Raw genomic sequence first — 22,204 nt, 5'->3', positions numbered from 1 at the left:
TCACAACCTTTTAGTTAAGCATAAATGTCTTTGAAATTAATGATTCATCAATTGAATATTTGAACCACTACGTTTCGGGTCAATCAAGATTTTGGCATGCTGTTCAGGGTCGCGTAATGCCTCAAATGCACTGGTAACACCTTCTAGACCAACAACACCGGTAATCAATGGTGAGCAGTTCACTTTACCTTCTGCAATCATGTGTAGAGCATCTCGGAACTCAAGCGGCGTGTATCCTAGTACAAACTGAATTTCTAACTCTTTATTAATCGCAAGTGCGGGTTCTATTTTGTCACTTTGCATGCACACACCCACCCCGACAATTCGGGAAAACAAAGGCGCACCCTCAATAATTTGCTGCAAGACACCCGGTACGCCCACACACTCAAAAATAACAGGACGTTTTGGTAAAGCACCTAACTTATCAATCATGCGCCATCCATGCCACCATGGTAAGCGTGTCGCTTGTAACTTATCAAACAATCCCATGCCCATATTAATCGCATCAGAAACATTGCCAAGCAAACCAAACTCTTTCCAGTTGGCAAATGGCGATGTCTCTTTAGGGTCTACCACAATATCGGCACCGCATTGCTCGGCAAGCTTACGGCGGTTTGGTGAAAAGTCGCTGGCAACTACAGTTTTAACCCCAGCCGCTTTAAGCATTAATATGACACCTAACCCGACAGGGCCGCAGCCAATCACAATCGCAGGTTCACCAGTTTTTACACGACTACGGCGAACAGCATGTAATGCAACCGCCATAGGTTCAGTCATAGCAGCACTATCGGCATCTAGACCGTTGGGTACTTCAAACATCAAGCTTGATTGAGCCAATACTTGCTCGGCATAACCGCCCGAAGCATTTGGGGAAAGTCCTGTAGACAAATAACCATGCTGATCTACATTTAAAAGCGGCATTGCACAAACGAGTGTGTCCGCTTTAAATTTATGACGTGTTTTTGGGCCGTAGTCTAAGACCTTGCCACAAAACTCATGTCCAAGTACAAATGGGTCTGTAGATTTGGCTAAACCATTAAACCCGACACGTGCAGCCAAATCATGCATGTGGTCGCAGTGGTGCTGCATATGTAAATCTGAACCACAGATCCCACATCGCACCACTTCTAATAAAACCTGCCCTTTTGCAGGTGTTAAGTTCGGTTGGTCCACCACTTGTAATTTTGCTTGATGACAAAGTACCGACTTCATTTGAGTGCTTCCTATTTCTTCTTTTTCATTTACTTGCCAGAAATAGATTTTTACAGATAAATTAATCGCTTTATCAGTTTGGTCTTTAGCAAGCCTTTATTCATCTTTACAACTAAAAGGCAAAATACCAATGACCATTCTTCAGCCAATCCACTATTGAAGAGTCAACAAAAAACAGGCTCAGCGAAATTAAAAACAATAAAAATCTTGGTGCTTGTATCTTACACAGACTGCGTTATCTTCTTAGGCCAGAACAATGTCATCAAAATTAAAACTTATACAAATATAGTAAGTTCAAAAAACTCAACTCAACGCTTTTCACAAAAACATAGCAAAACCAAACTTTTATCAGTGGCTCTAAACAGGCATGATGAATTAAGACGAACAGATAAGAAGAAATCTATGATTACAAAAACGCTCCCGCTTACAGATATACACCGCCACCTTGATGGCAACATCCGCATTCAAACCATTTTAGAATTGGGCCAACAATACAATTTAGTTTTACCTGCTTACGACATTGAATCTTTACGACCACACGTACAAGTGATGGATAACCAACCTGACTTATTAAGTTTTTTATCAAAGCTCGACTGGGGCGTAAAAGTATTAGCGAGTTTAGATGCCTGCAAACGTATTGCTTTTGAAAACATACAGGATGCTGCCCAACAAGGCCTAGATTATGTAGAACTACGTTTTTCACCAGGTTATATGGGAATGACACATCAACTTCCACTTGAAGGCGTAGTTGAAGCGGTTATTGCTGGAGTCAAAGAAGGCAGTCAGGCGTACGGTGTAAAAGCGAACCTAATTGGCATTATGAGTCGTACTTTTGGTCAAGAAGCCTGCGAAAAAGAATTAAATGCCCTACTCGCCCATAAAAATGATATTAAAGCACTGGATCTTGCTGGTGATGAGCTTGGTTTTCCGGGCAATTTATTTATTGATCACTTTAAAAAAGCGCGTGATGCAGGTTGGCATATTACGGTACATGCAGGCGAAGCTGCCGGCCCAGAAAGTATTTGGCAAGCTATTGAAGAATTAGGTGCTGAACGAATTGGACATGGTGTTAAAGCAGTTCAAGATTTAAAACTTTTAGATTATTTGACAAAACATGAGATTGGTATTGAGTCTTGTCTCACCTCAAACATTCAAACCAACACAGTGCCTTCTTTAGCAGAGCACCCATTAAAGACTTTTTTAGAACATGGCGTACTTGCCACCATTAATACGGATGACCCTGCGGTAGAAGGTATTGAGATACAACATGAATATTTAACTGCTGCCCCTTTAGCTGGTTTAAGCCCTGAGCAAATTTATACAGCTCAAGAAAATGGTCTTAAAATCGCATTTTTGTCAGATCAAGAAAAGGATGAGTTAAGACAGAAATATCAATAACAGAGAACAGAGAACAGAGAACAGAGCTTATATAAATACGTTCAAATATTGGAGTATGTATGAATTAAAATTTAAATATATAAAAACAAAAAAATTCCTTCTATCTTTAAGACTAGAAGAAATTCTTTTCAATATTTGGGATATTTTCAAAGCTTGAACGCTTTTAAAATATGGTCGGAGCAGTAGGATTCGAACCTACGACCCCCTGGTCCCAAACCAGGTGCACTACCAGGCTGTGCTATGCTCCGAAATTGGGGTGAATGACGGGATTCGAACCCGCGACAACTGGAATCACAATCCAGGGCTCTACCAACTGAGCTACATCCACCATCAAATAAGTTCTATGTACCAAGCTACCAAATGGCGCGCCTGACAGGATTCGAACCTGTGACCATCCGCTTAGAAGGCGGATGCTCTATCCAACTGAGCTACAGGCGCTTAACCGATGATGCTTATCATGCGATACTTCGCCGATCTTAAAATATTATTTTAAGTGGTCGGAGCAGTAGGATTCGAACCTACGACCCCCTGGTCCCAAACCAGGTGCACTACCAGGCTGTGCTATGCTCCGATCTATCTCAGCTTTTGCTGTATCGCACATCGTGCGGTACGGTGTGCATTCTAGGCGCGACGCCCTCAGACGTCAACACCTATTCTAAAAAAAAGTTAAAAATCCTTATCAAATGTATATTTAACAAGCATTTTGAGGTTTTTTAACGTTTTAACGATGCACTAAAGGCTAACATTCGATCTAAAGGCATTTTGGCACGTTCAGCCAGCGCTGGATCAACGTGTATTTCCTGATCACCTTTTTGTAAAACTTCTAAAATTCCGTCAAGTTCATTCATTGCCATCCACGGACAGTGAGCACATGAACGACAAGTTGCCCCCTCACCCGCTGTTGGCGCCTCAACTAAAATCTTATTGGGTACTGCTTGCTGCATTTTGTAGAAAATACCGCGGTCTGTTGCCACAATGAGTCTTTCATTTGGCAAAGTCTGCGCAGCTTTAATGAGTTGAGAAGTACTACCTACCGCATCTGCAATTTCTACAACTGATTCTGGCGACTCTGGATGTACCAATACAGCAGCGTCTGGATACAGTGCTTTCATGCTGGCAATACCACGTGCACGGAATTCTTCATGCACAATACATGCACCATCCCAAAGCAACATATCTGCACCGGTTTTCTTTTGGATATAGCGACCTAAATGCTGATCTGGTGCCCAAATAATTTTTTCACCTAAGCTGTCTAGATGCTCAACAATTTCGACAGCACAGCTTGAAGTTACGACCCAATCTGCACGTGCTTTAACAGCAGCAGATGTATTGGCATAAACAACTACAGTATGGTCAGGGTGTTGATCACAAAATGCTGTGAACTCATCAACTGGACAGCCCAAGTCGAGTGAACAAGTTGCTTCAAGTGTCGGCATTAAAATTGTTTTTTCAGGAGACAGAATTTTAGCTGTCTCCCCCATAAATTTAACACCAGCAACGACTAATGTTGAGGCAGCATGATCGCGTCCAAAACGGGCCATTTCTAAAGAATCAGAAACACATCCACCTGTTTTTTCAGCAAGCTCTTGTACTTCAGGGTCGCAATAGTAATGAGCAACAAGGACAGCATCACGTTTTTTGAGCTCTGCTTCGATCTGTGCAAACTTTTGTTGTTTTGCTTCTTCACTTAAGCGATTGTCTTTTGGCTCACCTAAACGGTCTAAATGCGCTTGTACAATGTTTTTTGCATCGTTGGCAATTAAAGTCGCATCACTCATAAAACGTCTTCTCTATCCTTTATGCTGGCATACCTGCTCGCATATAACGTTACTGCTTAAATGATTTAATAGATTGAATCATTTAATATCAAAAGTTGGGGCTAATAAAAAAGCCTCTTTGTCGAGGCTTGATTATAACTGAATATTTACGAACGGTAATCTGCATTAATCTTGACGTAGTCGTAAGATAAATCGCATGTGTAGACTGTATCTTTGGCTTGTCCGCGACCTAAGTCAACACGAATGGTAATTTCGGTTTGTGCCATAACGCGCGCACCAGCTTCTTCGGTATAGTCCTCGGCTGCACCACCATCTTTACAGATTTGTACGTCGTCTAGCCATACCTGAATTTTAGACACGTCTAATTCTTTCACTCCAGCATAGCCAATTGCCGCTAAAATACGTCCCCAGTTCGGGTCTGATGCAAAAAGTGCGGTTTTAACGAGTGGAGAATGCGCAATGCTATAAGCAATGTCACAACACTCCTGAATGTTACCGCCACCCTCTACAGCAACAGTAATAAACTTAGTTGCACCTTCGCCATCACGAATAATTAACTGCGCTAAACGGTTCATGACACGAGCAAGCACTTCTAATACTTTTGCGTAGCGTGGATCACTGTCTGATGTAATTTCAGTGCCACCTGCCTGACCAGTCGCCACAAAAATACAAGAGTCATTTGTTGAAGTATCACCATCAATCGTAATACGGTTAAATGAATGCTCAACTGTTGTCTTTAATAGCTTTTGTACTAAATCACGGCTAATAGGCGCATCTGTAGCAACAAAGCTCAGCATGGTTGCCATGTTTGGACGGATCATGCCTGCGCCTTTACTAATACCTGTCATGGTATAAGTAATGCCATCAAGTTCAAATTTTTCAGATGCACCTTTAGGCACAGTGTCTGTCGTCATAATGCCAGTTGCAGCATCATTCCAAGCAGCCTCTTGTACGCTATTTAATGCAGGCTGAAGACCAGCAAGTAAACGCTCCATTGGAAGCTGCTCACCAATCACACCTGTAGAAAACGGAAGTACTTCAAAACTGTTCACACCAGCAAGCTCAGCTAACTTCGCGCAAGTGTCTTGGGCATTTTTTAAGCCTGTAGGTCCAGTACCCGCATTGGCATTACCTGTATTAATTACTAAATAACGAGGATTACCTTGAGCAAGATGAGCTTTCGATACATGAACAGGTGCTGCACAGAATGCATTTTGGGTAAATACCCCAGCGACGTTTGAACCTTCTGCAAACTCAAAAATGACTAAATCTCGTCGGTTTTGGTAACGTACATATGCTTCAGTTGAGCCAATTTTTACACCTTTTACCACATGCATTTGTGGCATTGTTACGTCGCCGACAGCCATTTTTAGAACATCCAGAGTTTGTTATGAAAAGATTAATATTTCAGAAAATAGCGATGTAATAAAACATGCTTTACATGAAATATCATTGTTGACAGCTTATTAGAAAAGCCTGAAAAAATCGAGCGCTAAAAATAGCTTATTGTTGCTCTAATTTTAATAAAATATCTTTCTTATCAAGACCACCCGCAAAACCGACCAAGGCGCCGCCTGCCCCAATGACTCGGTGACAAGGTGCAATAATTGAAATCGGGTTTTTACCGTTGGCAGCACCTACTGCACGCACGGCTTTTTCATTGCCAATTTGAACAGCAATCTCTTTATAACTTCTTGTTTCACCATAGGGAATACTGAGTAATGTCGCCCACACCTGCTTTTGAAATGCTGTACCTTCAAAATCTAATGGCAAGCTAAACTCGCGGCGCGTACCGTCAAAGTATTCTTTTAACTGTTGCTCAGTTTTTAATAAAATTGGATGCTCAGTTTGTTCGACCAGCTCTGCTAGTCGAACACGTTTTGGATTTTTATTGTCCCAAAGTACTGCCACCAAAGCATTTTCATTCGCAACTAGCTTTAATTGCCCAACAGGCGAATTGATATACTTATAAGACAGCAACATACTTTATCCTTTTAAGATGGAGACGAAATTTTCATTAGAACCAGTCCCGATACAATCAGTACAGCGGCAATCATTCTCATCGCACCAATAGGTTCATGAAGAAAAAATATACCCACTAAAAATGATCCAATTGCACCTATGCCTGTCCAAACCGTATAAGCAGTACCAAGGGGTAGAGTTTTCATTGATATTGAAAGCAGAACTACACTCAAAATCATAAAAACTACGGTAATAATACTAGGGGTTAAACGTGTAAAACCTTCAGACATTTTCATAGAATATGCCCAAATGATTTCAAATACACCTGCTAAAATTAAAATAGCCCAAGCCATAACATTCACTAATTTTTATAGTGTCAGGTCGTCCTGACATGATTACCCATTATGGGGGAGGTCGTTCCTCCTTATGTGAAGACTCAGTTTACTTTAAAATAAAAAATCTAGGCAAACCCGAACTCAAGTTCACCTTTAATCTATAAATCTTATTCATTTTTGAGTTGTAAGATTTTCCGAGCACCATTTAAAACAAACAAAACAATAATTAACCCAATTATGAGATCAGGATAACGAGAGCCAGTAATTGCAACCAATATTCCCGCAATAATGACACCTAAGTTTACGATGACATCATTTGCAGAGAATATATAACTCGCCTTCATATGTGCCCCACTCTCCTTATGGTCTCTCATTAAATAAATGCAACTAATATTGGCTGCAAGCGCTAATCCGCCAATTAAAATCATGAGAATTGAAACAGGTTCACTGCCGTATATAAAACGACGTAGTACATCAACTAACACAATCATGGCTAAGCCAAATTGAAACCATCCGGAAATATGTGCAGCCTTTAATTGAGCATTGAGGTTTTTACCTACCACAAATAAAGCAATGCCATAAATTGCCGCATCGGCAAACATATCGAGTGAGTCAGCAATTAATCCTGTTGATGACGCAATGATGCCCGCCATAAATTCGATGAAAAACATCACAGCATTAATGAGTAACAACCATTGTAAAACCTGTTTTTGTGCTGCATGGTTTGAAGAGCTAGCACGTACCTTTTTAGGCTTTTCAACGGGTTCATAGTGAGGCTGGGTTTGCTGTAACTCTGCCCCTAAACCTAGGCGTTGCAGGCTTTGAGTAATTTTTTCAGCTTCTTTACTGTGATATACCGCTAAATGACGAGTAGGTAAATCAAATTCAAGTTCTTGAATATGTTCAGCATAAGGTACCAAAGCCATTCGCACCATTTGCTCTTCTGCTGCGCAATCCATGTGAGGAATATGGTAATAACTCACCCATTGGATTTTATTAGTCATAGGTTCACTCGGCATAGAATAGTCTTGAGTTGCTACGCTTGAGCACCCACAGCTTGAACAGCTTTTATTGACATTTATTTGATTCTCTTGTTTTTCTAAAGCCATCTTTGCACCATAACTGACACAAAAAACAATGCCATCAGTATAAACCAATGGCATGTCATTAAGCTTAATTTTTGTTCGGCAATTAAAACTTAAGTGTTAACCCAGCTCCATAATACCAACCATGTTCAGAGTCAGTTCCAGTTTGCCAAGCAGTTTGTTTTAAGCCTTTTTCATAACCATAACCGACATCAACAAATGGCATGACCTTTTTATTGATTTCATAACGGGTTTGAAAACCTGCCTGCAAACTCGATAATCCCGTTTTACTGGCATAGCGAGATTCATCTTGTAAAACAACATCTGCTTTTAAATAGGGTTTACCAATCAACTTTTGGGTAAAGAGTAAGTCCCTTTCCGTTTCTAAACTTAACTTCCATAGTTGATCTTCACCTGCATAAAGATATGCATCGGTTTCAAAAAAGTAAGGTGCCATGCCGTGTAAGCCCACTACACCAGCCCAGCGATCTTGCTTTTCATCTTCCTGCTGTAAACGCTCGTAGTTTACCCCTGCCTGTACATCCCAATAGTCGGCGATATTTCGGCTATAAAGTACTGAACCGCCATAATTGGCATCTTCCGACTCGGCTTTTTCAACGTGGGCTTTGATGAATAATTTATTTTCATCAGTCCCCATCCAAGTTTCTAATTCAGACGAAAAACGTCCTTCCCCCTCTTCATTTTGCGTCCAGCCAGTATCAATTTTTGTTGCTTGATAAACCTGTCCACCATGTTCGCGTAAATGATCATGGGTTAAGGGTTCTTGGGCAAAAGCAAGAACCGATACACCAGAGAAAACACCGCAACATATCATTTGAGAAAACAACTTAGTGATGCGCATGACTAGCTCCTTTTTCATTTTCAGATTGAACAGGTGCTTGAGATGCATCTACTACTCCATCATTCACTTGAGCCACAATCAACTTATTCATCATCCCTGCACTCATGTGATAAAGCAAATGACAATGAATCGCCCATTCTCCTAAGGCATCGGCTGTCAGTAACGCAGTAACTGTCTTTCCAGGTGGAACAATAACGGTATGTTTATTTGGTAAGTTTTCAGCTTGCTGACCATTTTCCAATTGCATGAACATGCCATGTAAATGCATTGGGTGAGCCATCATGCTGTCATTCACGAACTTCAAGCGAATACGTTCGCCATACTTAACTTGTAATGGCTCAGCTTCGCTAAATTTCTTGCCATTAATGGTCCAGATATAACGCTCCATGTTGCCACCTAAACGAATAACAAGCTCTCGTTCTGGCGCACGCGTGTCTGGCTGAGGTGTCAAAGATTGCAAATCACTATATTGCAGCGCTTTCATTCCCGCTGGTGTCGAAGCATTTGCCCAGCCATAAACGGGCTCATTATTTTTAGTTTTATTTTCAGATTGCGCAGGCATTTCAGGCATCTCATGCTTCATATTCATCATAGCGTGGTCATGCTCGCTAGACGACATTGCCTGCATATCATGTTTCATTTCAGGCATCGCTGACATGTGATGCTTCATTTGCCTCATAGAGTGATCATGTTCTTCAGATGACATATTTTTCATGTCATTGCTCATGCTCATCATTGTGTGATCATGATTAGTCTGGCTCTCTTCTTTTTTCATTTCAGGCATTGATGACATGTCATGTTTCATATTCATTTGATGACCAGCATGATCATCACTTCCATCACCATGACTCATGCCCATATCGTCCATGGTTAACAAAGCAAGTGGGCGTGGTGTTGGCATTTGGACTGGCCCCACAGCCTCTGTATTTTCATTGTGCAAAGTGCCGATAGCGAAACCACTACGGTCAATAGACTCTGCTTCAATCTGATAATTTGCTTGTTTAGGTTCTACAATGACATCGTAGGTTTCCGCTGTACCAATACGAAACTCATCAATTGCTACAGGCTTAACTGGCTGTCCGTCTGCACTCACAACAGTCATTTTCAAATTTGGAATTCTGACATCAAAAAATGACATTGCTGATGCATTAATAAATCGTAATCGGACCTTATCTCCAGCTTTAAAATTACCTGTCCAGTTTTGCTGTGGTGTCTTGCCGTTAACTAAGAAGGTATAACCCGTCACATCAGACATATCGGTTTTTAACATCCGCATCTGATTCCACATCGAACGATCTTGCCAAGTTGCCTTTAAGCCTTGTGCTTTAACTTGCTTCCACACATCAGATACGGTTTCACGGCGGTTTTGATAATACTCAGCAGATTTCTTTAAATTCTTTAAAATACTATCGCTAGAAGAGTTATGAAAATCTGAAAGCATCACCACATAATCACGGTCAGCTTTTTCATGCGCCGCTACGGGTATTTTTCCTTTTGGATAAATCACGAGCGGGCCATATAAACCATCTTGCTCTTGGCCTTTACTATGGGCGTGATACCAATATGTGCCATTTTGTTTCACCTTAAAACGGTAAACAAAATCTCCGTTTGGCGCGATTCCTTTAAAACCATTGAAACCCGGTACACCATCCATTAACCCTGGCAGCAATAAGCCATGCCAGTGTAAAGAGGTATCTTGATTCTTTAATTGGTTATGAACATGAATAACAGCCTCATCTCCTTCCTCAAACTCAAGAAGTGGGGCTGTAAATTTTCCATTTACGGTAATTCGTTTGAGCGGCTGACCCGTAACATTGACCTGTTGTTCATTAATATTAAGGTGATATTCCTTAATTGCCGCGAGAGTCCATGGTGAAACCAATAGACCAAATACAGCGACGAGGCTGCTAATTGTTTTATGAGACATTGCTGTAATCCTTTGAACTAAAAAAATAAGTAAGAAAGGATTAAGCTTTTGGAGGACGTAAAATTTCTTGCCAGTATCCGGCTAAATGCTGAGCCTGATAAACACTACTAAATTGAGATGAAATAGGAATAAATGATGTTTCAACGTCTGGTACAGCTTGCTGCAAAGCCAGATTCAGCATCTGACAATGGACTGGGTTACAGTCTTGGCAGTGTTCACCATGTTGAGAAACTTTCACCATAGATTGATGGCACATCGCCTGATCATCAGCTTGACCCTGCATAGTATGATGTGTCATTTGCTTATTATGACATGGCATCGTATGAAGATCATGCTGCATAGGCATCTGAGCAACAGACACACCACTCCACCCAACGACCAAAGTCATTAGGAACACAAACCAAGCATACTTGCGTAAGTGTTGCAGTGTCATCATTTATTGCCTTGAGCAATCCATTTATCTATGGTGTATTAGCATAACCAAGTTTTAAATCAGATACAATTTTACATCTTAATTGATTGTTTTTACGGTCATTAAGCAAACGGAGGTTGATGCTGAAGGACTAAATCAATCACATCTAGTGCACCTTCTTGTTCATTACTTACAGTTGCATAAGGTGCCACTGCTTTTAAAGCTTGAACAGCATTTTCAACAGCAAAACCATAACCGACTGCTTTAATCATCTGAATATCATTATTGTTATCACCTATCGCCACCACCTGATTAGGCTCAATCTGCCATTTTTGTAGTAATAGCTTCAAACCATGCGCTTTATGCTGATCAGGAAGAATTAAATCGATAAAACCAAAACCACTAGAAACAGGCACTAAAACTTTATCTGCTACAAAACTTTGCTTCTGAAAATGCTCAAAAATTGCAAAGCTTTCGTTTTCCTGAGCAGTAAAAGTAATTTTACACACCAAGTCATCTAGTGCATAAAAATCATCAATAACTGTCAGCTTCTCAAAATATCGAGCGACTTTAGCGTAGTCCTCTGCATTCATACTCCTATGTACATAAGCACTCTGTTTCCCACAGATCACCATAGTCGAGGTATACGCAGAGTCAATCGCTTTTATAATATTACTAAATTGTTCTTTGCTTAAATGGGCAAAAGCGAGTTCTTGTCCAGCATCTACAACATGTGCGCCATTTTCTGCAATAAAAGCTATTTCATGATTAATTTCTGGAAAATAGGTCACAAGCTTTGCGAGTTGGTTACCGCTGGCCACCACAAAATGAATATTATTTTGTTTTAATTGTTCATACTGTTTTAAAAAACGTGCTTTGTTGTACTGCTTCTTAGAATTAAGAAAAGTCCCATCCATATCTACCGCTAAAATTTTTACTGTCATTAATGATCTAGGTCTCTTACTAAAATCTTATTAAAGCAAATTTAGCTTTACTTTTCATGACACTTTTACAGTTTTCTCTCTATAAGTTTTTAAAAGTTTTATACAGCCTCATTTCGTTTTTTGCACAGGTTATTTTTTAGCAAAGCTTAATAAAAAACCGGACAATAAAATATTCAATACGCATAAAAAAAGAACGCCAAAGCGTTCTTTTTTCGTACATTTTGTTTAGAGAGTAAACGGTTGATCTAGTTTTGTTTATTTTACCAACATCTTATCCATACGGTTATCAACACAGTTATCCATACAGTTATAAACAAAGTTATCCACATGAACGAGGGGTAGCAGCGATTAAGTATCGCTACCCGAGTGCAAGACGAACAGCTATGCTGTGAGTGGCGAAAAGCACTTCTCACCTTATCCAAGCACAAAAAAGCTGTTAAACCTCTTTCGTCCCTACTTTAGCAAGCTCTGCACGCATTTGATCAATCACAACTTTATAATCTGGTTGACCAAAAATAGCTGAACCAGCAACAAACATATCTGCACCCGCTTCTGCAATTTCACGAATATTTGCTGGGCCAACACCACCATCAACTTCTAAACGGATATCACGGCCACTTGCATCGATAATTTTGCGCGCTGCACGTAATTTCTCTAAAGTCATTGGAATGAACTTTTGTCCACCAAAGCCAGGGTTTACACTCATTATTAAAATTTGATCAACTTTATCAAGCACATAATCTAAATGGTGTAACGGCGTTGCTGGGTTAAAGACTAAACCTGCTTTAGCACCACCAGACTTAATAAGTTGTAATGAACGATCAATGTGGTGAGATGCTTCTGGGTGGAAAGTAATAATATCAGCGCCAGCCTCTAGGAAATCACCAATAATACGGTCAACTGGAGACACCATTAAATGCACATCAATTGGAGCTTTAACACCATAGTTTTTTAGAGCCTTACATACACCAGCACCAAAAGTTAAGTTTGGAACATAGTGATTATCCATCACGTCAAAATGTACTACATCGGCACCTGCGGCTAACACTTTGTCTACATCTTCGCCTAAACGAGCAAAATCGGCAGATAAAATAGAAGGAGCAATCAAGTAAGGCTTGGACATAGGTGGATGACCTGGCTGAAAATTTAAGGAGAGGCTGAAAATTATAACAAAAAAGAACCTACTTGGCCTGCCCTTCCTTGCTTAAATGATAACATTTCAAACTTGCAACGTAACGTTGCAACAATAGAATGCTAACGGCGAAACGAATTTGTTAAGGTACATTAAACCAATGTGAGGATTGATAATGAAAAGCACAACTCATCTATTAACAAATGATGGAAAACGCATTGCAAAACGTCTAGTTAATCATTGGAAACATAAGTTTGAAGTACAAGAAACTGAGCAAGACTTTAAAATCTTAATGCCTACAGCAACCATTACACTTGCACCTCAAACAGAGCAGTTAAATGTTGCTATTGATAGTCAGTTAGATGACCACGACCACTTGGAAAAAGTTGTCCTTGATCATCTAAACCGTATGGCTCAACAAGAATTTGAGGTGGAATGGCAACACTAATTAGCCAGCGACCTTTTCTAATTGGATCGCATGGAACTGTAAGTGCTCATCCATAAAGGTCTGGATAAAGTAATAACCATGATCATAGCCAGCATGTTGTCTTAAAGTTAAAGGCTGTCCTACTTTTAAACATGCTTGCTTAAATTTTTCAGGGTGAAGTTGTTCATAAAATTGATCATCTAATCCCTGATCAACCAAAATTTCGCTAAAAACTGCACCATTTTTTAAGACTAAAGCTGTGGCATCATGAGCCAACCAGCTCTCACGATCTGCGCCTAAATAATGGTTAAATGCTTTTTCGCCCCATGCACATTCGCTTGGTGCACAGATCGGTGCAAAAGCAGAAACTGACTTAAACTTTTTAGGATATTTAAAAGCCAAAGTTAATGCGCCGTGGCCACCCATAGAATGCCCAAAGATACCAACTTGTTGAGCATTTACTGGAAAACTTTTCAAAATGAGTGGATATAACTCATCAATTAAATAACTTTCCATCTGATAATGTTCAGACCAAGGTGCTTGCGTTGCATTAATATAAAAGCCCGCACCTTGTCCTATATCCCAATTGTCACCTACTGCAACCTGTTCGCCACGAGGAGAAGTGTCTGGGGTAATCAATATCAGACCAAGATGGGCTGCCATATGCTGCGCATGTGCTTTAATGGCAAAGGTTTCCTCAGTACACGTTAACCCAGCAAGATAAAACAAAGTTGAACAGGCTTTCCCTTCCAAAGCTGCTGGTGGTAAATAAACACCAAACTTAGTAGAGCCTTTTAATAATTGAGAATCAAACTGGTAAATGCGCTGCTCACCCTCAAAGCAACGGTTTTTTTGCAGGAGTTGCATCGTTTTTAGCCTCTGTTTGTGTTTGAGCAATATTTACACTACCTGTACTTTGCTGTGGGAAAAGATATTTTTCCAACTGAGGTAGCATAAGTTCCATATTCTTACCAATCACCCATTGCGGTTCTGAAGGGTCTACACCTTGAGCCACTTCCCATTTGGTCACAGTTTGCTTGGCAGCATTAAACGAATCTTTCATAGAAGACTGCTCTCGCATCGCCAAGTCAAAGAAAGCTCGTCCAAAATAGGTGTAATCAGCTTCGTTATTACAACCAAAAGAAGTTTTGTCTGCCGCAGATGCCGTAATAATTAAAGTATCTGGTGACTGCAAAGCAGGAATGAAACTTCCTGAATAACAAGCAGAAATGACAATCACGCGCCAACGAATACCAGCTTTATCGAGCGTTTCACGTAACCATTTCGGATCGACCTGTCCCAAATCTAGAGGCGCATTTTCAATTTCAAAATGGTTTTGCTCACCATGCGATGTCATATATAAAAATAGTACATCACTATCGCGGTTCATTTGTTGGCCCATACGGCGTAGAGCCAACTCTATACTGGTTTTAGATGCTATCGGGATTTCGGTTCGGGTATCTGGGTTATTGACCAGCATCATTGAACGCCCAACTGTACCAAAACGCGTATCGAATTGTTCTTTAATACGAACCACTTCCGATTTAAAAACGTCTTGGTAACTATCGCCCGCAACACCCAAGAAATACCAATGACTTTTGGCTATCTCACCATATTGGACTTGCTCTAAAGCATCATGAAGTAACTTACTTTGTGCATAAAAAGCATCTTCGGCAAACGTAGGTGGAGAGTCTTCTACTTTCCAAATAGGCTGATCTTTTACAGAAAGCTGCCAGACGACCATGGTCGCAATAGTTGCAACCATAACCAATGCCCGCTCCCACCAAGGCCATTTCAACTCACGTGAGAAAACCCAAATGACAGCTAAACTTTGCCATACAAAAAGTGCCACGAACAAACTCGGTAGAATACCGTTATAAATGGCATCGGGAATGAAGTTTAGATAACCGTTAGAACCCAAATATTGAATTAAACATTGAATTAATAAAATATTGGTATCTAAAACCAGCCAGAGCAAAGCTGGAACTAACATCAAACGTGGCTGATTAATACGCTGTGATAGAAAAATACCAACAATAAGTGCGATAAAAGGCCAAAGTGCGTACCCAATTAAACCTTGCGAGTTGAAATCACCCGTTTGACCAGCAACAAGCCAGCTATAAAGCGAGTTGGTACATCCACCTAATATTCCCCAAACAATAAGCTGAAGAATAGAAGGATGTACGATCTGTAAGGAACGTCTTGACCCCAAAAATAACCACATTCCGGCAAGCTGGTTACTTTTAAAATCATGCCAAAAGTTAATGGAAGGTTTGAGATCAATCATAAAAAGGTTTCAAAAATTTCGTTTTTGTCAGGCACCATAAGTGTATGCCTGCTAAGAATTTTAGCAATCATGCTTTTGAACTATATCACATATATTTGTGCATTATTCAAGCAATAAAACTTAACCTTACATAAGCTTACTGAAAGTAAGCATCAAAACGACAAGCATCTCCCTGCCACTGATGGGCTGGCTCTTGATTTGCTAAAAAAATCGCATGTCGTGGGCGTTTCACAATCACACGCTTGGCAACTTTCTTAGCTAACTCAAGCAAATTATCACCTAAATCCATTTCACCATCTTCTGGTAAAAGTAAATGCAAAAGCTGCATCTGCTTTTTGACTTGGGCTTGTTTTTTAATCGCTTGTTGGTTCTGGTCACGCTGTGGAAACATCGGGTCTAAATAAACCACATCAACCGTTTTTGCTTCTTGATCTAATTGCTGTAAATAGCTTGCAGAGTCAGCAAACACCAGTTGAATACGATCTATAAACTGATTTAAAAATGGATCACGCTGTGCTTGAGCTTTTGAATCTTCAAGTAAAGTAAATAAAATCGGATGGCGTTCAACAAGCTGAATTTGAGCACCTAAATACGCCATAAGTAAGCTGTCGTGACCCAAACCTGCAGTAGCATCTACAATTACTGGTTTTTCGCCCAACTGACAAGCTCGAGCAATCATCTCAGATTTAAGACTGGCACGTTTTAAACGCGGAATTTCCGCTTTCCAGTCAGGCTGCATTTTCATACCATTTGCAGACAACCAAAGCCCATTTTCATTTACACAAAGTGCTAAGTCAGGGTTTAAACGTAAAAAACGAGCATTGAGCTTTTCAATGGGCTGTAAGTCGGTAGTCACGCCTCTAGAACAAAGCACAGCTTGGTAGTGCTGTGCTTGCCCCTGAAAATCTACTTCAAAATATATATGCATGAGTACTGCCTTTACTTTACTTTGCTTTACCCTGATCTGCTATTTTTTTCCAGGCATCATCACGCAAGTAAACCGGTAAAGCATGTTCTGCATCAACCCACTGTTTTTGAGCAGCATAAACACGTGCAATCGAAGCAATGTCTTGTGCAGTAGCAGTGATAGTTTGATGCTCTGCATCGGCTTGAAGAAGCTTAGCACCTGAACCGATTAAGCAATGCTTTGCATAAGCGGCGGCTTGCTCGTAATTCATTAATTTCTCTTCATCAATGCAATCCATTATGCCTTGTTCATTTAGAACAAAACTTGCAATGTAAACTTCATTCATACGGGCATCGAGTACTGCAGTTACCTGCTCTAAGCCTTCAAGTCGGTAAGCTGCTTGCGCGAGAGCTTGCAAGGTAGAAACTGGAACCACAGGTAAATCTTGTGACCAAGCTAAAGCCTGAGTAACGGCAGCATTAATTCGAACACCGCTAAAAGAACCTGGCCCCCGGCTAAAGGCAATTGCATCTAAACCAGCAATTTCTAGTCCAGTTTGCTGTAAGCCCTGCTCAATCATTGGCAAAATGGTCTGGGTTTGTGCTTTCGCTCGCGTATCGAGTTGGAAAAATAGTTCTTGGGTTTCATCAATTAATGAAATGGAACATTGCTCATTTGCAGTTTCCAACGCCAGCAGTTTCATGCACAACCTTAGTATTCAATCAGATTAAAAACGGAAGTTATGATACCCCACTCGGCGCTGATAGGCGAGTTGTTCCTGTCTAAATAAAAACGCCAAGCGAGTGCTTGGCATTGAAAATATCTTACTGAAAATTTAAAAGTGAAATTCTTTTAAATCTGTATAGCTTTTAAAGTGTTCAGCATAATGTAGGGCACTCAAGCGTATTTTTGCAGCGCCTTCTTCATCTAGACTTTTGACAATTTTACCAGGCGAACCCATCACCACTGAATTATCTGGAATCACCTTCCCTTCAGGAATTAAAGCATTCGCACCAATAATACAGTTTTTACCAATTACAGCTCGATTTAAAATGACAGCGTTCATACCAATCAGGCTATTATCACCAATCGTACAACCATGCAGCATGACTTTATGTCCGACCGTGACATATTCACCAATGTTCAACTCAAGGCCTGCATCGGTATGTAATACCGAGTTTTCTTGAATATTAGAAAAATTACCAATCCGAACAACACAGTTATCAGCACGTACTACCGCACCAAACCAAATACTGACCTGACGGCCTAATTCTACTTGTCCAATGAGCGTTGCCGTTGGAGCAATCCAGCCATCCCATGGTTCATGTAATGCTTTTGGATGCTGTCCTTGATAGCTATACATCATAATTTATCAATCCTGATCTTTATTTTTTATGAGAAAACTTTGGCATTCCAAAGGTTGGCGAGTTGAGTAAAAATGGCCAATCTTTTTGATAACCCAATCCATATTTAAACAGAGCCACCAACATACGAGCAGTTAAACCCCAAATGATTTCATTATCAATCTGTAAGCTTGGAAAATATAAAGACTGATGGGCATATCGAACTTCATAGGGTGTTGGACGCGTCTCAATAAGTTGCTGTAACGGGACAAAGAAAATTCGATCAATTTCGGTAGGCTGAGGTATTAAAGTCACCTCTGGAGGAATAAGCCCAACGATCGGTTTTACAGACAAACCGCTTCTTGCACGCTGCATCGGCAAATCACCGAGCAACTGCACATCGAACGGATTTAAAGCTGTCTCTTCCTGAGCTTCTCTTAACGCTACAACAATATTGCTGGTATCACTAGGATCACGCTTTCCACCCGGAAAAGAAACTTCCCCCGCATGGTTGTTCATATGTATTGAACGGCGTGTAAGCAGTACCTTTGGATCATTTTCATTAGTAATTGCAATCAGTACTGCTGCTTGTGCTTCTTGTATGCGGGTGGAAAAGCGCAATCTTTGCTGTAACTTTTGTGTTAGCAAGTGCTCTTCCATACCATTCACCTATTATTCTATCTCTCTTTGCATCATATCTGAAAATCAAACTTAGGGAATAGAGTTGATGCGTAAGTCTAAAAATTCAGTTATGCTGAGTCATCTCTATACTCGATGATAATTATGAGTTTCTGTGTAGCGTGTGGGCATAAAACCGAACAAAAAATTCCTTTAGGTGATCATAAAGTACGCCGTGTTTGTACTCATTGTGGAAATATTCACTATGAAAACCCCAAAGTAATCTGCGGTGCCTTAGCGTTATGGGAAGACAAAGTATTACTCTGTCGTCGTGCGATTGAACCTCGTTATGGTTTATGGACTTTGCCTGCTGGCTATATGGAATTGTTCGAAACCATGGAACAAGGTGCAGCACGCGAAACTCGTGAAGAAGCAGAAGCTGAGATAGAAATAGAACAACTCTATTGTATGTACAATATTCCTCGTATTGGGCAAATTTATGTACTTTTTAAAGCACAGTTAAAAGATGGAATTTTTGGTGCAGGTGAAGAAAGTATAGAAAGTCGTCTGTTTGAGGAGCATGAAATTCCATGGGGAGAGCTAGCTTTCCCGAGTGTCGAGCACACACTCAAACATTATTTTGAAGATCGTAAAAAACAAGTTTTTCCAACCCATTTAGAAACGTTAGGAACTCGTTTAGACCATACAGGTTAATAAATTCGATAATAAAAAGACCGCATTTGCGGTCTTTTTTTGCAGGCTCTTATTTTGTCTTAATTTGATAACAATCAGCCGTCCGAATCGTTATCGTCCCACTCATTCTCTGAGCTAAAGCTTTATCATCTTCTGTAGGAGCAGGGCTCACATCCTTAATATTATTATAGACTCGTTGATAGAAGGCATATGGATTTAACCACGAAACTGTCTTGTTATCATAAGTTGTAAGGTTAATCCCATTTACCTGCCCTTGTAATAAGTTAGCAACGTTAATTTTTGCCCCACTTACAATTAAGGTTTGACTACCAGTTGCAGTAGTACCTTGAACAACGTTCGAGTTTAACCCCGCCAAAATACCATTGAGATTGCCTAGCTTCGGTTCAGCAAAAATCATTTTTACTGTAATTGATTTATCATTTGAAGCAGACTCAGTACCACCCGTTGTTCCTATGCGGTACTGTTGAACGCCATTGTTATCAATTAAAGTATTATCTGAAACCACACCGCACTGACCAGACATATCCGTTGCTGTTGCATTAGGTTTAATATCAGTACGAATATCACCATTTTCATCAATCACAATACCTAAATCGATTGGTGAAATTCCAGCGGTATCAAATTTAATATTTAAAGTACCATATAACGGGAAAATATAAGTTTGCCCAGCGCTCACATTTTTAGAAGTTCTAAAGATATCTTTTGCAAGATAACTTGCTGGAGTCACTTTATAGATATCTAGAGAACCATTATAGTTTTGATTCCCAATACTTTGACGCCAAAGCGCATAGTGCTGAGGATTTGGTGTTTTACTATTTATTGCGCCTAAATACAAACTTTCACGACCAGCAATAAATGAATCATTTAATAATTTACCTTGATAAATCAGTAAATCTTCACTGCTATTAGCTGAAGCTTTTAAATGGAATGGTTGTGTTGACTTAATCTCAGCTTGTAATGGATCAAGCCATGTGGTTTGAGCATTTGCTGTAAGTTGAGCTGGCTTAGATTTAGTTAATACTTCCATTACAGCCGTAACTGTTGAATTATTTGTAGTCGTGCTCGTACCTTTCCACTGTAAGCCATAACCAAATGTATAGCCTTGACGATCTGAAAGTAAGAATAAATTACCTATAACATGCTGCGTATTAGCAGCATTTTTTGGACAATCGGCTAAATTAGCTAAATTACATCCATAAAAATTTTCTGAAATTAAGTTTGGTTGAGCTAAGGTCAAGTAATCCGACTGATATAAACCAACTAAACTTAAATGAGCCAATTGCGTTACTAGAGCAAAAGCTTGATTATTATCAATCTGACTAACATCTAACCAAGGTTTCAAAATACTGGCATATGCTCCACTTTTCCATTCAGTAGCAGTAATATTTTGAAGTACAACATTTAATGTGTTTTTCTTATCTTCTGTAACTTGAGTTGGCTGTATATCCCCAATTACATTATCACCACGTTCTAAACCAACGCTTTGAAAAAGTTTAACCAAAGCCATGGCTACACCGATGGTTGGATCATCTTGACTTAATGAAACTGGTGCAACACCCGTTAAAGCTGTTGCCATATCCATAATTTTCAAACGTGGTGGAACAACTACCTTAATTTTTGAAATGTTATCTAAGCTGACAGAGCCCAAGTCAATTTTAGTTTTTGTTTGAGTACCTTGTAAAAAGAAGTTTGCTGTATCACCAAGTTTACATGTACCCACAACACTATTGCCTGAAGCTTTAGTGACAAAACTCTGATTTGCAACACTACTACAGGTAAAATTCAGGCCAGCAACCGGATAATCGAGTGAAAACTGTAAGCAGTCACTATTTGATACATCACAACTTCCATTTGCATTTGAACTACCAGACCCAGTTGTAGGATCTTCATTAATTGTTGAACTACCGCCACCACACCCATTCAGCATGATTGCTAATGTAGTTAATGCAAAAGGCCATAATATTTTTTTATTCATTAGATACTCTACCCATTCTTACTTAATTTTTAGCGTAATACCGAAATTTGAATCTGTCCCTGATTAGATAATTCATGTTCCTCTACATCTACAGAGGAAGATAAAGGAGTTAACATCATATAACGTGCATGAGGTGGTACTTTTAAAGTACCCTGAATTGATGCATGTTGTAATATTGTAGAAGGATAAGACTTACTCTTAAAACCACTTGCTCCCTCTAAAATGCAACCTTTTTCATCTAAAAATATAGCTAAAGGCCAATAATATAGAGGTGTCGAATTACTCGCTGCAAAAGACATCAGCTGTAAATGTTGTACAGATGGATCTAATTTTACCAACTCATATTCAAACTTTTCTTTTAATGGCTTTCGAGGCCATAAATTTACGTCTTTTTTATCACCAAGTACTTTGATTGACTTTTTGTAGCCTTGAACAAAACACTTATCTTGTTCAAAAGTCGTTTCTAGGTCTTTTTGAGATAGTCGTATATAAGTTGGCGCTAAAATAATTGCTGCTTGATCATCTTGAGATTGTTTATTGAAGAGTTGTTCTAAGGTGGATTTACTCACCCCCTTTTTCCGTTCAATAAACTCTGTTCGCCCTAAACCATCGGGCATCACATAAAAGCGTTTTTTTCCTTCAAGATTAAATTCTTGATCTTCTAAATACTCATTATTTACATACTCTACGCCATCAACAGTCGTAAACTTAGATGGATCATTTGATGAGTTTTGAGTAGAAATAGGTTGTGAAGTACTTGCTACAGATGGAGGAGTTTTAACTGGAGTACTTTGTTCTTTAACAGTACTACTTTGCTTTTTAACTTCATTGTTCTGAACTTCACTAACCGTTACAGGACGCTCTAGTGCAGTCGGTGCAGTCGGTG

At 39.8% G+C, this 22,204-nt stretch carries 22 protein-coding genes and 4 tRNA genes; 3 read left to right on the top strand and 23 right to left on the bottom strand.

What is annotated here, in order from left to right; all coding sequences use genetic code 11:
- Positions 1 to 36: 36 nt before the first annotated feature.
- A complete protein-coding gene (locus AC056_RS12775) occupies positions 37 to 1,212 on the bottom strand; it encodes a zinc-binding dehydrogenase (RefSeq protein WP_077163818.1) in 1,176 nt (391 codons plus the stop codon).
- A 402-nt stretch (positions 1,213 to 1,614) separates the two neighbouring features.
- Between AC056_RS12775 and add the strand changes: the two genes are divergently transcribed.
- The gene (add, locus tag AC056_RS12770) at positions 1,615 to 2,610 is read left to right on the top strand and encodes an adenosine deaminase (protein ID WP_077163817.1); all 996 of its coding nucleotides are present in this window, start codon (positions 1,615 to 1,617) and stop codon (positions 2,608 to 2,610) included.
- 171 nt (positions 2,611 to 2,781) lie between these two features.
- Here the strand turns inward: add and AC056_RS12765 are convergent.
- The 14 genes from AC056_RS12765 to rpe all read right to left on the bottom strand — a co-directional run bounded on the left by AC056_RS12765 (position 2,782) and on the right by rpe (position 13,038).
- Positions 2,782 to 2,858 (bottom strand) — tRNA-Pro (locus tag AC056_RS12765).
- A gap of 4 nt (positions 2,859 to 2,862) precedes the next feature.
- A tRNA-His gene (locus tag AC056_RS12760) sits at positions 2,863 to 2,938 on the bottom strand.
- 33 nt (positions 2,939 to 2,971) lie between these two features.
- A tRNA-Arg gene (locus tag AC056_RS12755) sits at positions 2,972 to 3,048 on the bottom strand.
- 56 nt (positions 3,049 to 3,104) lie between these two features.
- A tRNA-Pro gene (locus tag AC056_RS12750) sits at positions 3,105 to 3,181 on the bottom strand.
- A 142-nt stretch (positions 3,182 to 3,323) separates the two neighbouring features.
- Complete coding sequence (nadA, locus tag AC056_RS12745) at positions 3,324 to 4,388, bottom strand: quinolinate synthase NadA (RefSeq protein ID WP_004703754.1); 1,065 nt, start codon at positions 4,386 to 4,388, stop codon at positions 3,324 to 3,326.
- Between the two features lie 146 nt (positions 4,389 to 4,534).
- Entirely contained in the window at positions 4,535 to 5,755 is a 1,221-nt protein-coding gene (gene argJ / locus AC056_RS12740) for a bifunctional glutamate N-acetyltransferase/amino-acid acetyltransferase ArgJ (RefSeq protein WP_077163816.1), read from the bottom strand.
- A gap of 136 nt (positions 5,756 to 5,891) precedes the next feature.
- Positions 5,892 to 6,371, bottom strand: a complete 480-nt coding sequence (locus tag AC056_RS12735; RefSeq protein WP_077163815.1) for a methylated-DNA--[protein]-cysteine S-methyltransferase — start codon at positions 6,369 to 6,371, stop codon at positions 5,892 to 5,894.
- Positions 6,372 to 6,382: 11 nt separating this feature from the next.
- The gene (locus tag AC056_RS12730; protein WP_004703760.1) at positions 6,383 to 6,703 is read right to left on the bottom strand and encodes a DMT family transporter; all 321 of its coding nucleotides are present in this window, start codon (positions 6,701 to 6,703) and stop codon (positions 6,383 to 6,385) included.
- Positions 6,704 to 6,852: 149 nt separating this feature from the next.
- A complete protein-coding gene (locus AC056_RS12725; protein WP_191036703.1) occupies positions 6,853 to 7,848 on the bottom strand; it encodes a cation transporter in 996 nt (331 codons plus the stop codon).
- A 28-nt stretch (positions 7,849 to 7,876) separates the two neighbouring features.
- On the bottom strand, positions 7,877 to 8,632 hold the full coding sequence (locus AC056_RS12720) for a copper resistance protein B (RefSeq protein WP_213033492.1): 756 nt from the start codon (positions 8,630 to 8,632) through the stop codon (positions 7,877 to 7,879).
- Entirely contained in the window at positions 8,619 to 10,559 is a 1,941-nt protein-coding gene (locus AC056_RS12715) for a copper resistance system multicopper oxidase (RefSeq protein WP_077163814.1), read from the bottom strand. Before AC056_RS12715 ends, AC056_RS12720 begins: the two co-directional genes overlap by 14 nt.
- Positions 10,560 to 10,599: 40 nt before the next feature.
- Entirely contained in the window at positions 10,600 to 10,992 is a 393-nt protein-coding gene (locus AC056_RS12710) for a hypothetical protein (protein WP_077163813.1), read from the bottom strand.
- A gap of 101 nt (positions 10,993 to 11,093) precedes the next feature.
- On the bottom strand, positions 11,094 to 11,915 hold the full coding sequence (locus AC056_RS12705) for a Cof-type HAD-IIB family hydrolase (RefSeq protein ID WP_077163812.1): 822 nt from the start codon (positions 11,913 to 11,915) through the stop codon (positions 11,094 to 11,096).
- A 436-nt stretch (positions 11,916 to 12,351) separates the two neighbouring features.
- Positions 12,352 to 13,038, bottom strand: a complete 687-nt coding sequence (gene rpe, locus AC056_RS12700) for a ribulose-phosphate 3-epimerase (RefSeq protein WP_019456697.1) — start codon at positions 13,036 to 13,038, stop codon at positions 12,352 to 12,354.
- 184 nt (positions 13,039 to 13,222) lie between these two features.
- On the opposite strand from rpe, the gene AC056_RS12695 reads away from it, so the two are divergent.
- Complete coding sequence (locus tag AC056_RS12695; RefSeq protein WP_004703774.1) at positions 13,223 to 13,495, top strand: DUF2218 domain-containing protein; 273 nt, start codon at positions 13,223 to 13,225, stop codon at positions 13,493 to 13,495.
- Here AC056_RS12695 and fghA read toward each other — a convergent pair whose 3' ends face one another.
- The 6 genes from fghA to AC056_RS12665 all read right to left on the bottom strand — a co-directional run bounded on the left by fghA (position 13,496) and on the right by AC056_RS12665 (position 18,680).
- On the bottom strand, positions 13,496 to 14,341 hold the full coding sequence (fghA, locus tag AC056_RS12690) for an S-formylglutathione hydrolase (RefSeq protein ID WP_077163811.1): 846 nt from the start codon (positions 14,339 to 14,341) through the stop codon (positions 13,496 to 13,498).
- Positions 14,310 to 15,761, bottom strand: a complete 1,452-nt coding sequence (locus AC056_RS12685; protein WP_004703777.1) for a C13 family peptidase — start codon at positions 15,759 to 15,761, stop codon at positions 14,310 to 14,312. The genes fghA and AC056_RS12685 overlap by 32 nt, the downstream gene beginning before the upstream one ends.
- A gap of 136 nt (positions 15,762 to 15,897) precedes the next feature.
- A complete protein-coding gene (locus AC056_RS12680) occupies positions 15,898 to 16,689 on the bottom strand; it encodes a class I SAM-dependent methyltransferase (protein ID WP_077163810.1) in 792 nt (263 codons plus the stop codon).
- Between the two features lie 16 nt (positions 16,690 to 16,705).
- Entirely contained in the window at positions 16,706 to 17,371 is a 666-nt protein-coding gene (gene tsaB / locus AC056_RS12675; protein ID WP_049065996.1) for a tRNA (adenosine(37)-N6)-threonylcarbamoyltransferase complex dimerization subunit type 1 TsaB, read from the bottom strand.
- 132 nt (positions 17,372 to 17,503) lie between these two features.
- Entirely contained in the window at positions 17,504 to 18,031 is a 528-nt protein-coding gene (locus AC056_RS12670) for a gamma carbonic anhydrase family protein (RefSeq protein ID WP_077163890.1), read from the bottom strand.
- Positions 18,032 to 18,053: 22 nt separating this feature from the next.
- Positions 18,054 to 18,680: a CoA pyrophosphatase gene (locus tag AC056_RS12665; protein WP_014208431.1), complete on the bottom strand. Its 627-nt coding sequence runs from the start codon at positions 18,678 to 18,680 to the stop codon at positions 18,054 to 18,056.
- A 114-nt stretch (positions 18,681 to 18,794) separates the two neighbouring features.
- Here AC056_RS12665 and AC056_RS12660 point away from each other — a divergent pair, with 114 nt between their 5' ends.
- Complete coding sequence (locus AC056_RS12660) at positions 18,795 to 19,343, top strand: NUDIX hydrolase (RefSeq protein ID WP_044102885.1); 549 nt, start codon at positions 18,795 to 18,797, stop codon at positions 19,341 to 19,343.
- A 49-nt stretch (positions 19,344 to 19,392) separates the two neighbouring features.
- Here AC056_RS12660 and AC056_RS12655 read toward each other — a convergent pair whose 3' ends face one another.
- Together AC056_RS12655 and filE are read right to left on the bottom strand one after the other, a co-directional pair.
- The gene (locus AC056_RS12655; RefSeq protein WP_077163809.1) at positions 19,393 to 21,318 is read right to left on the bottom strand and encodes a protein FilF; all 1,926 of its coding nucleotides are present in this window, start codon (positions 21,316 to 21,318) and stop codon (positions 19,393 to 19,395) included.
- Positions 21,319 to 21,347: 29 nt separating this feature from the next.
- Positions 21,348 to 22,204: putative pilus assembly protein FilE (gene filE / locus AC056_RS12650; protein ID WP_228144364.1), on the bottom strand; the 857-nt coding region annotated here is incomplete at its 5' end.

Source organism: Acinetobacter genomosp. 33YU (assembly GCF_001990725.1).
Classification (GTDB): domain Bacteria; phylum Pseudomonadota; class Gammaproteobacteria; order Pseudomonadales; family Moraxellaceae; genus Acinetobacter; species Acinetobacter seifertii.
Note: the sequence above shows the minus strand (reverse complement) of the source record. Positions and strands in the feature narration are given on the sequence as shown.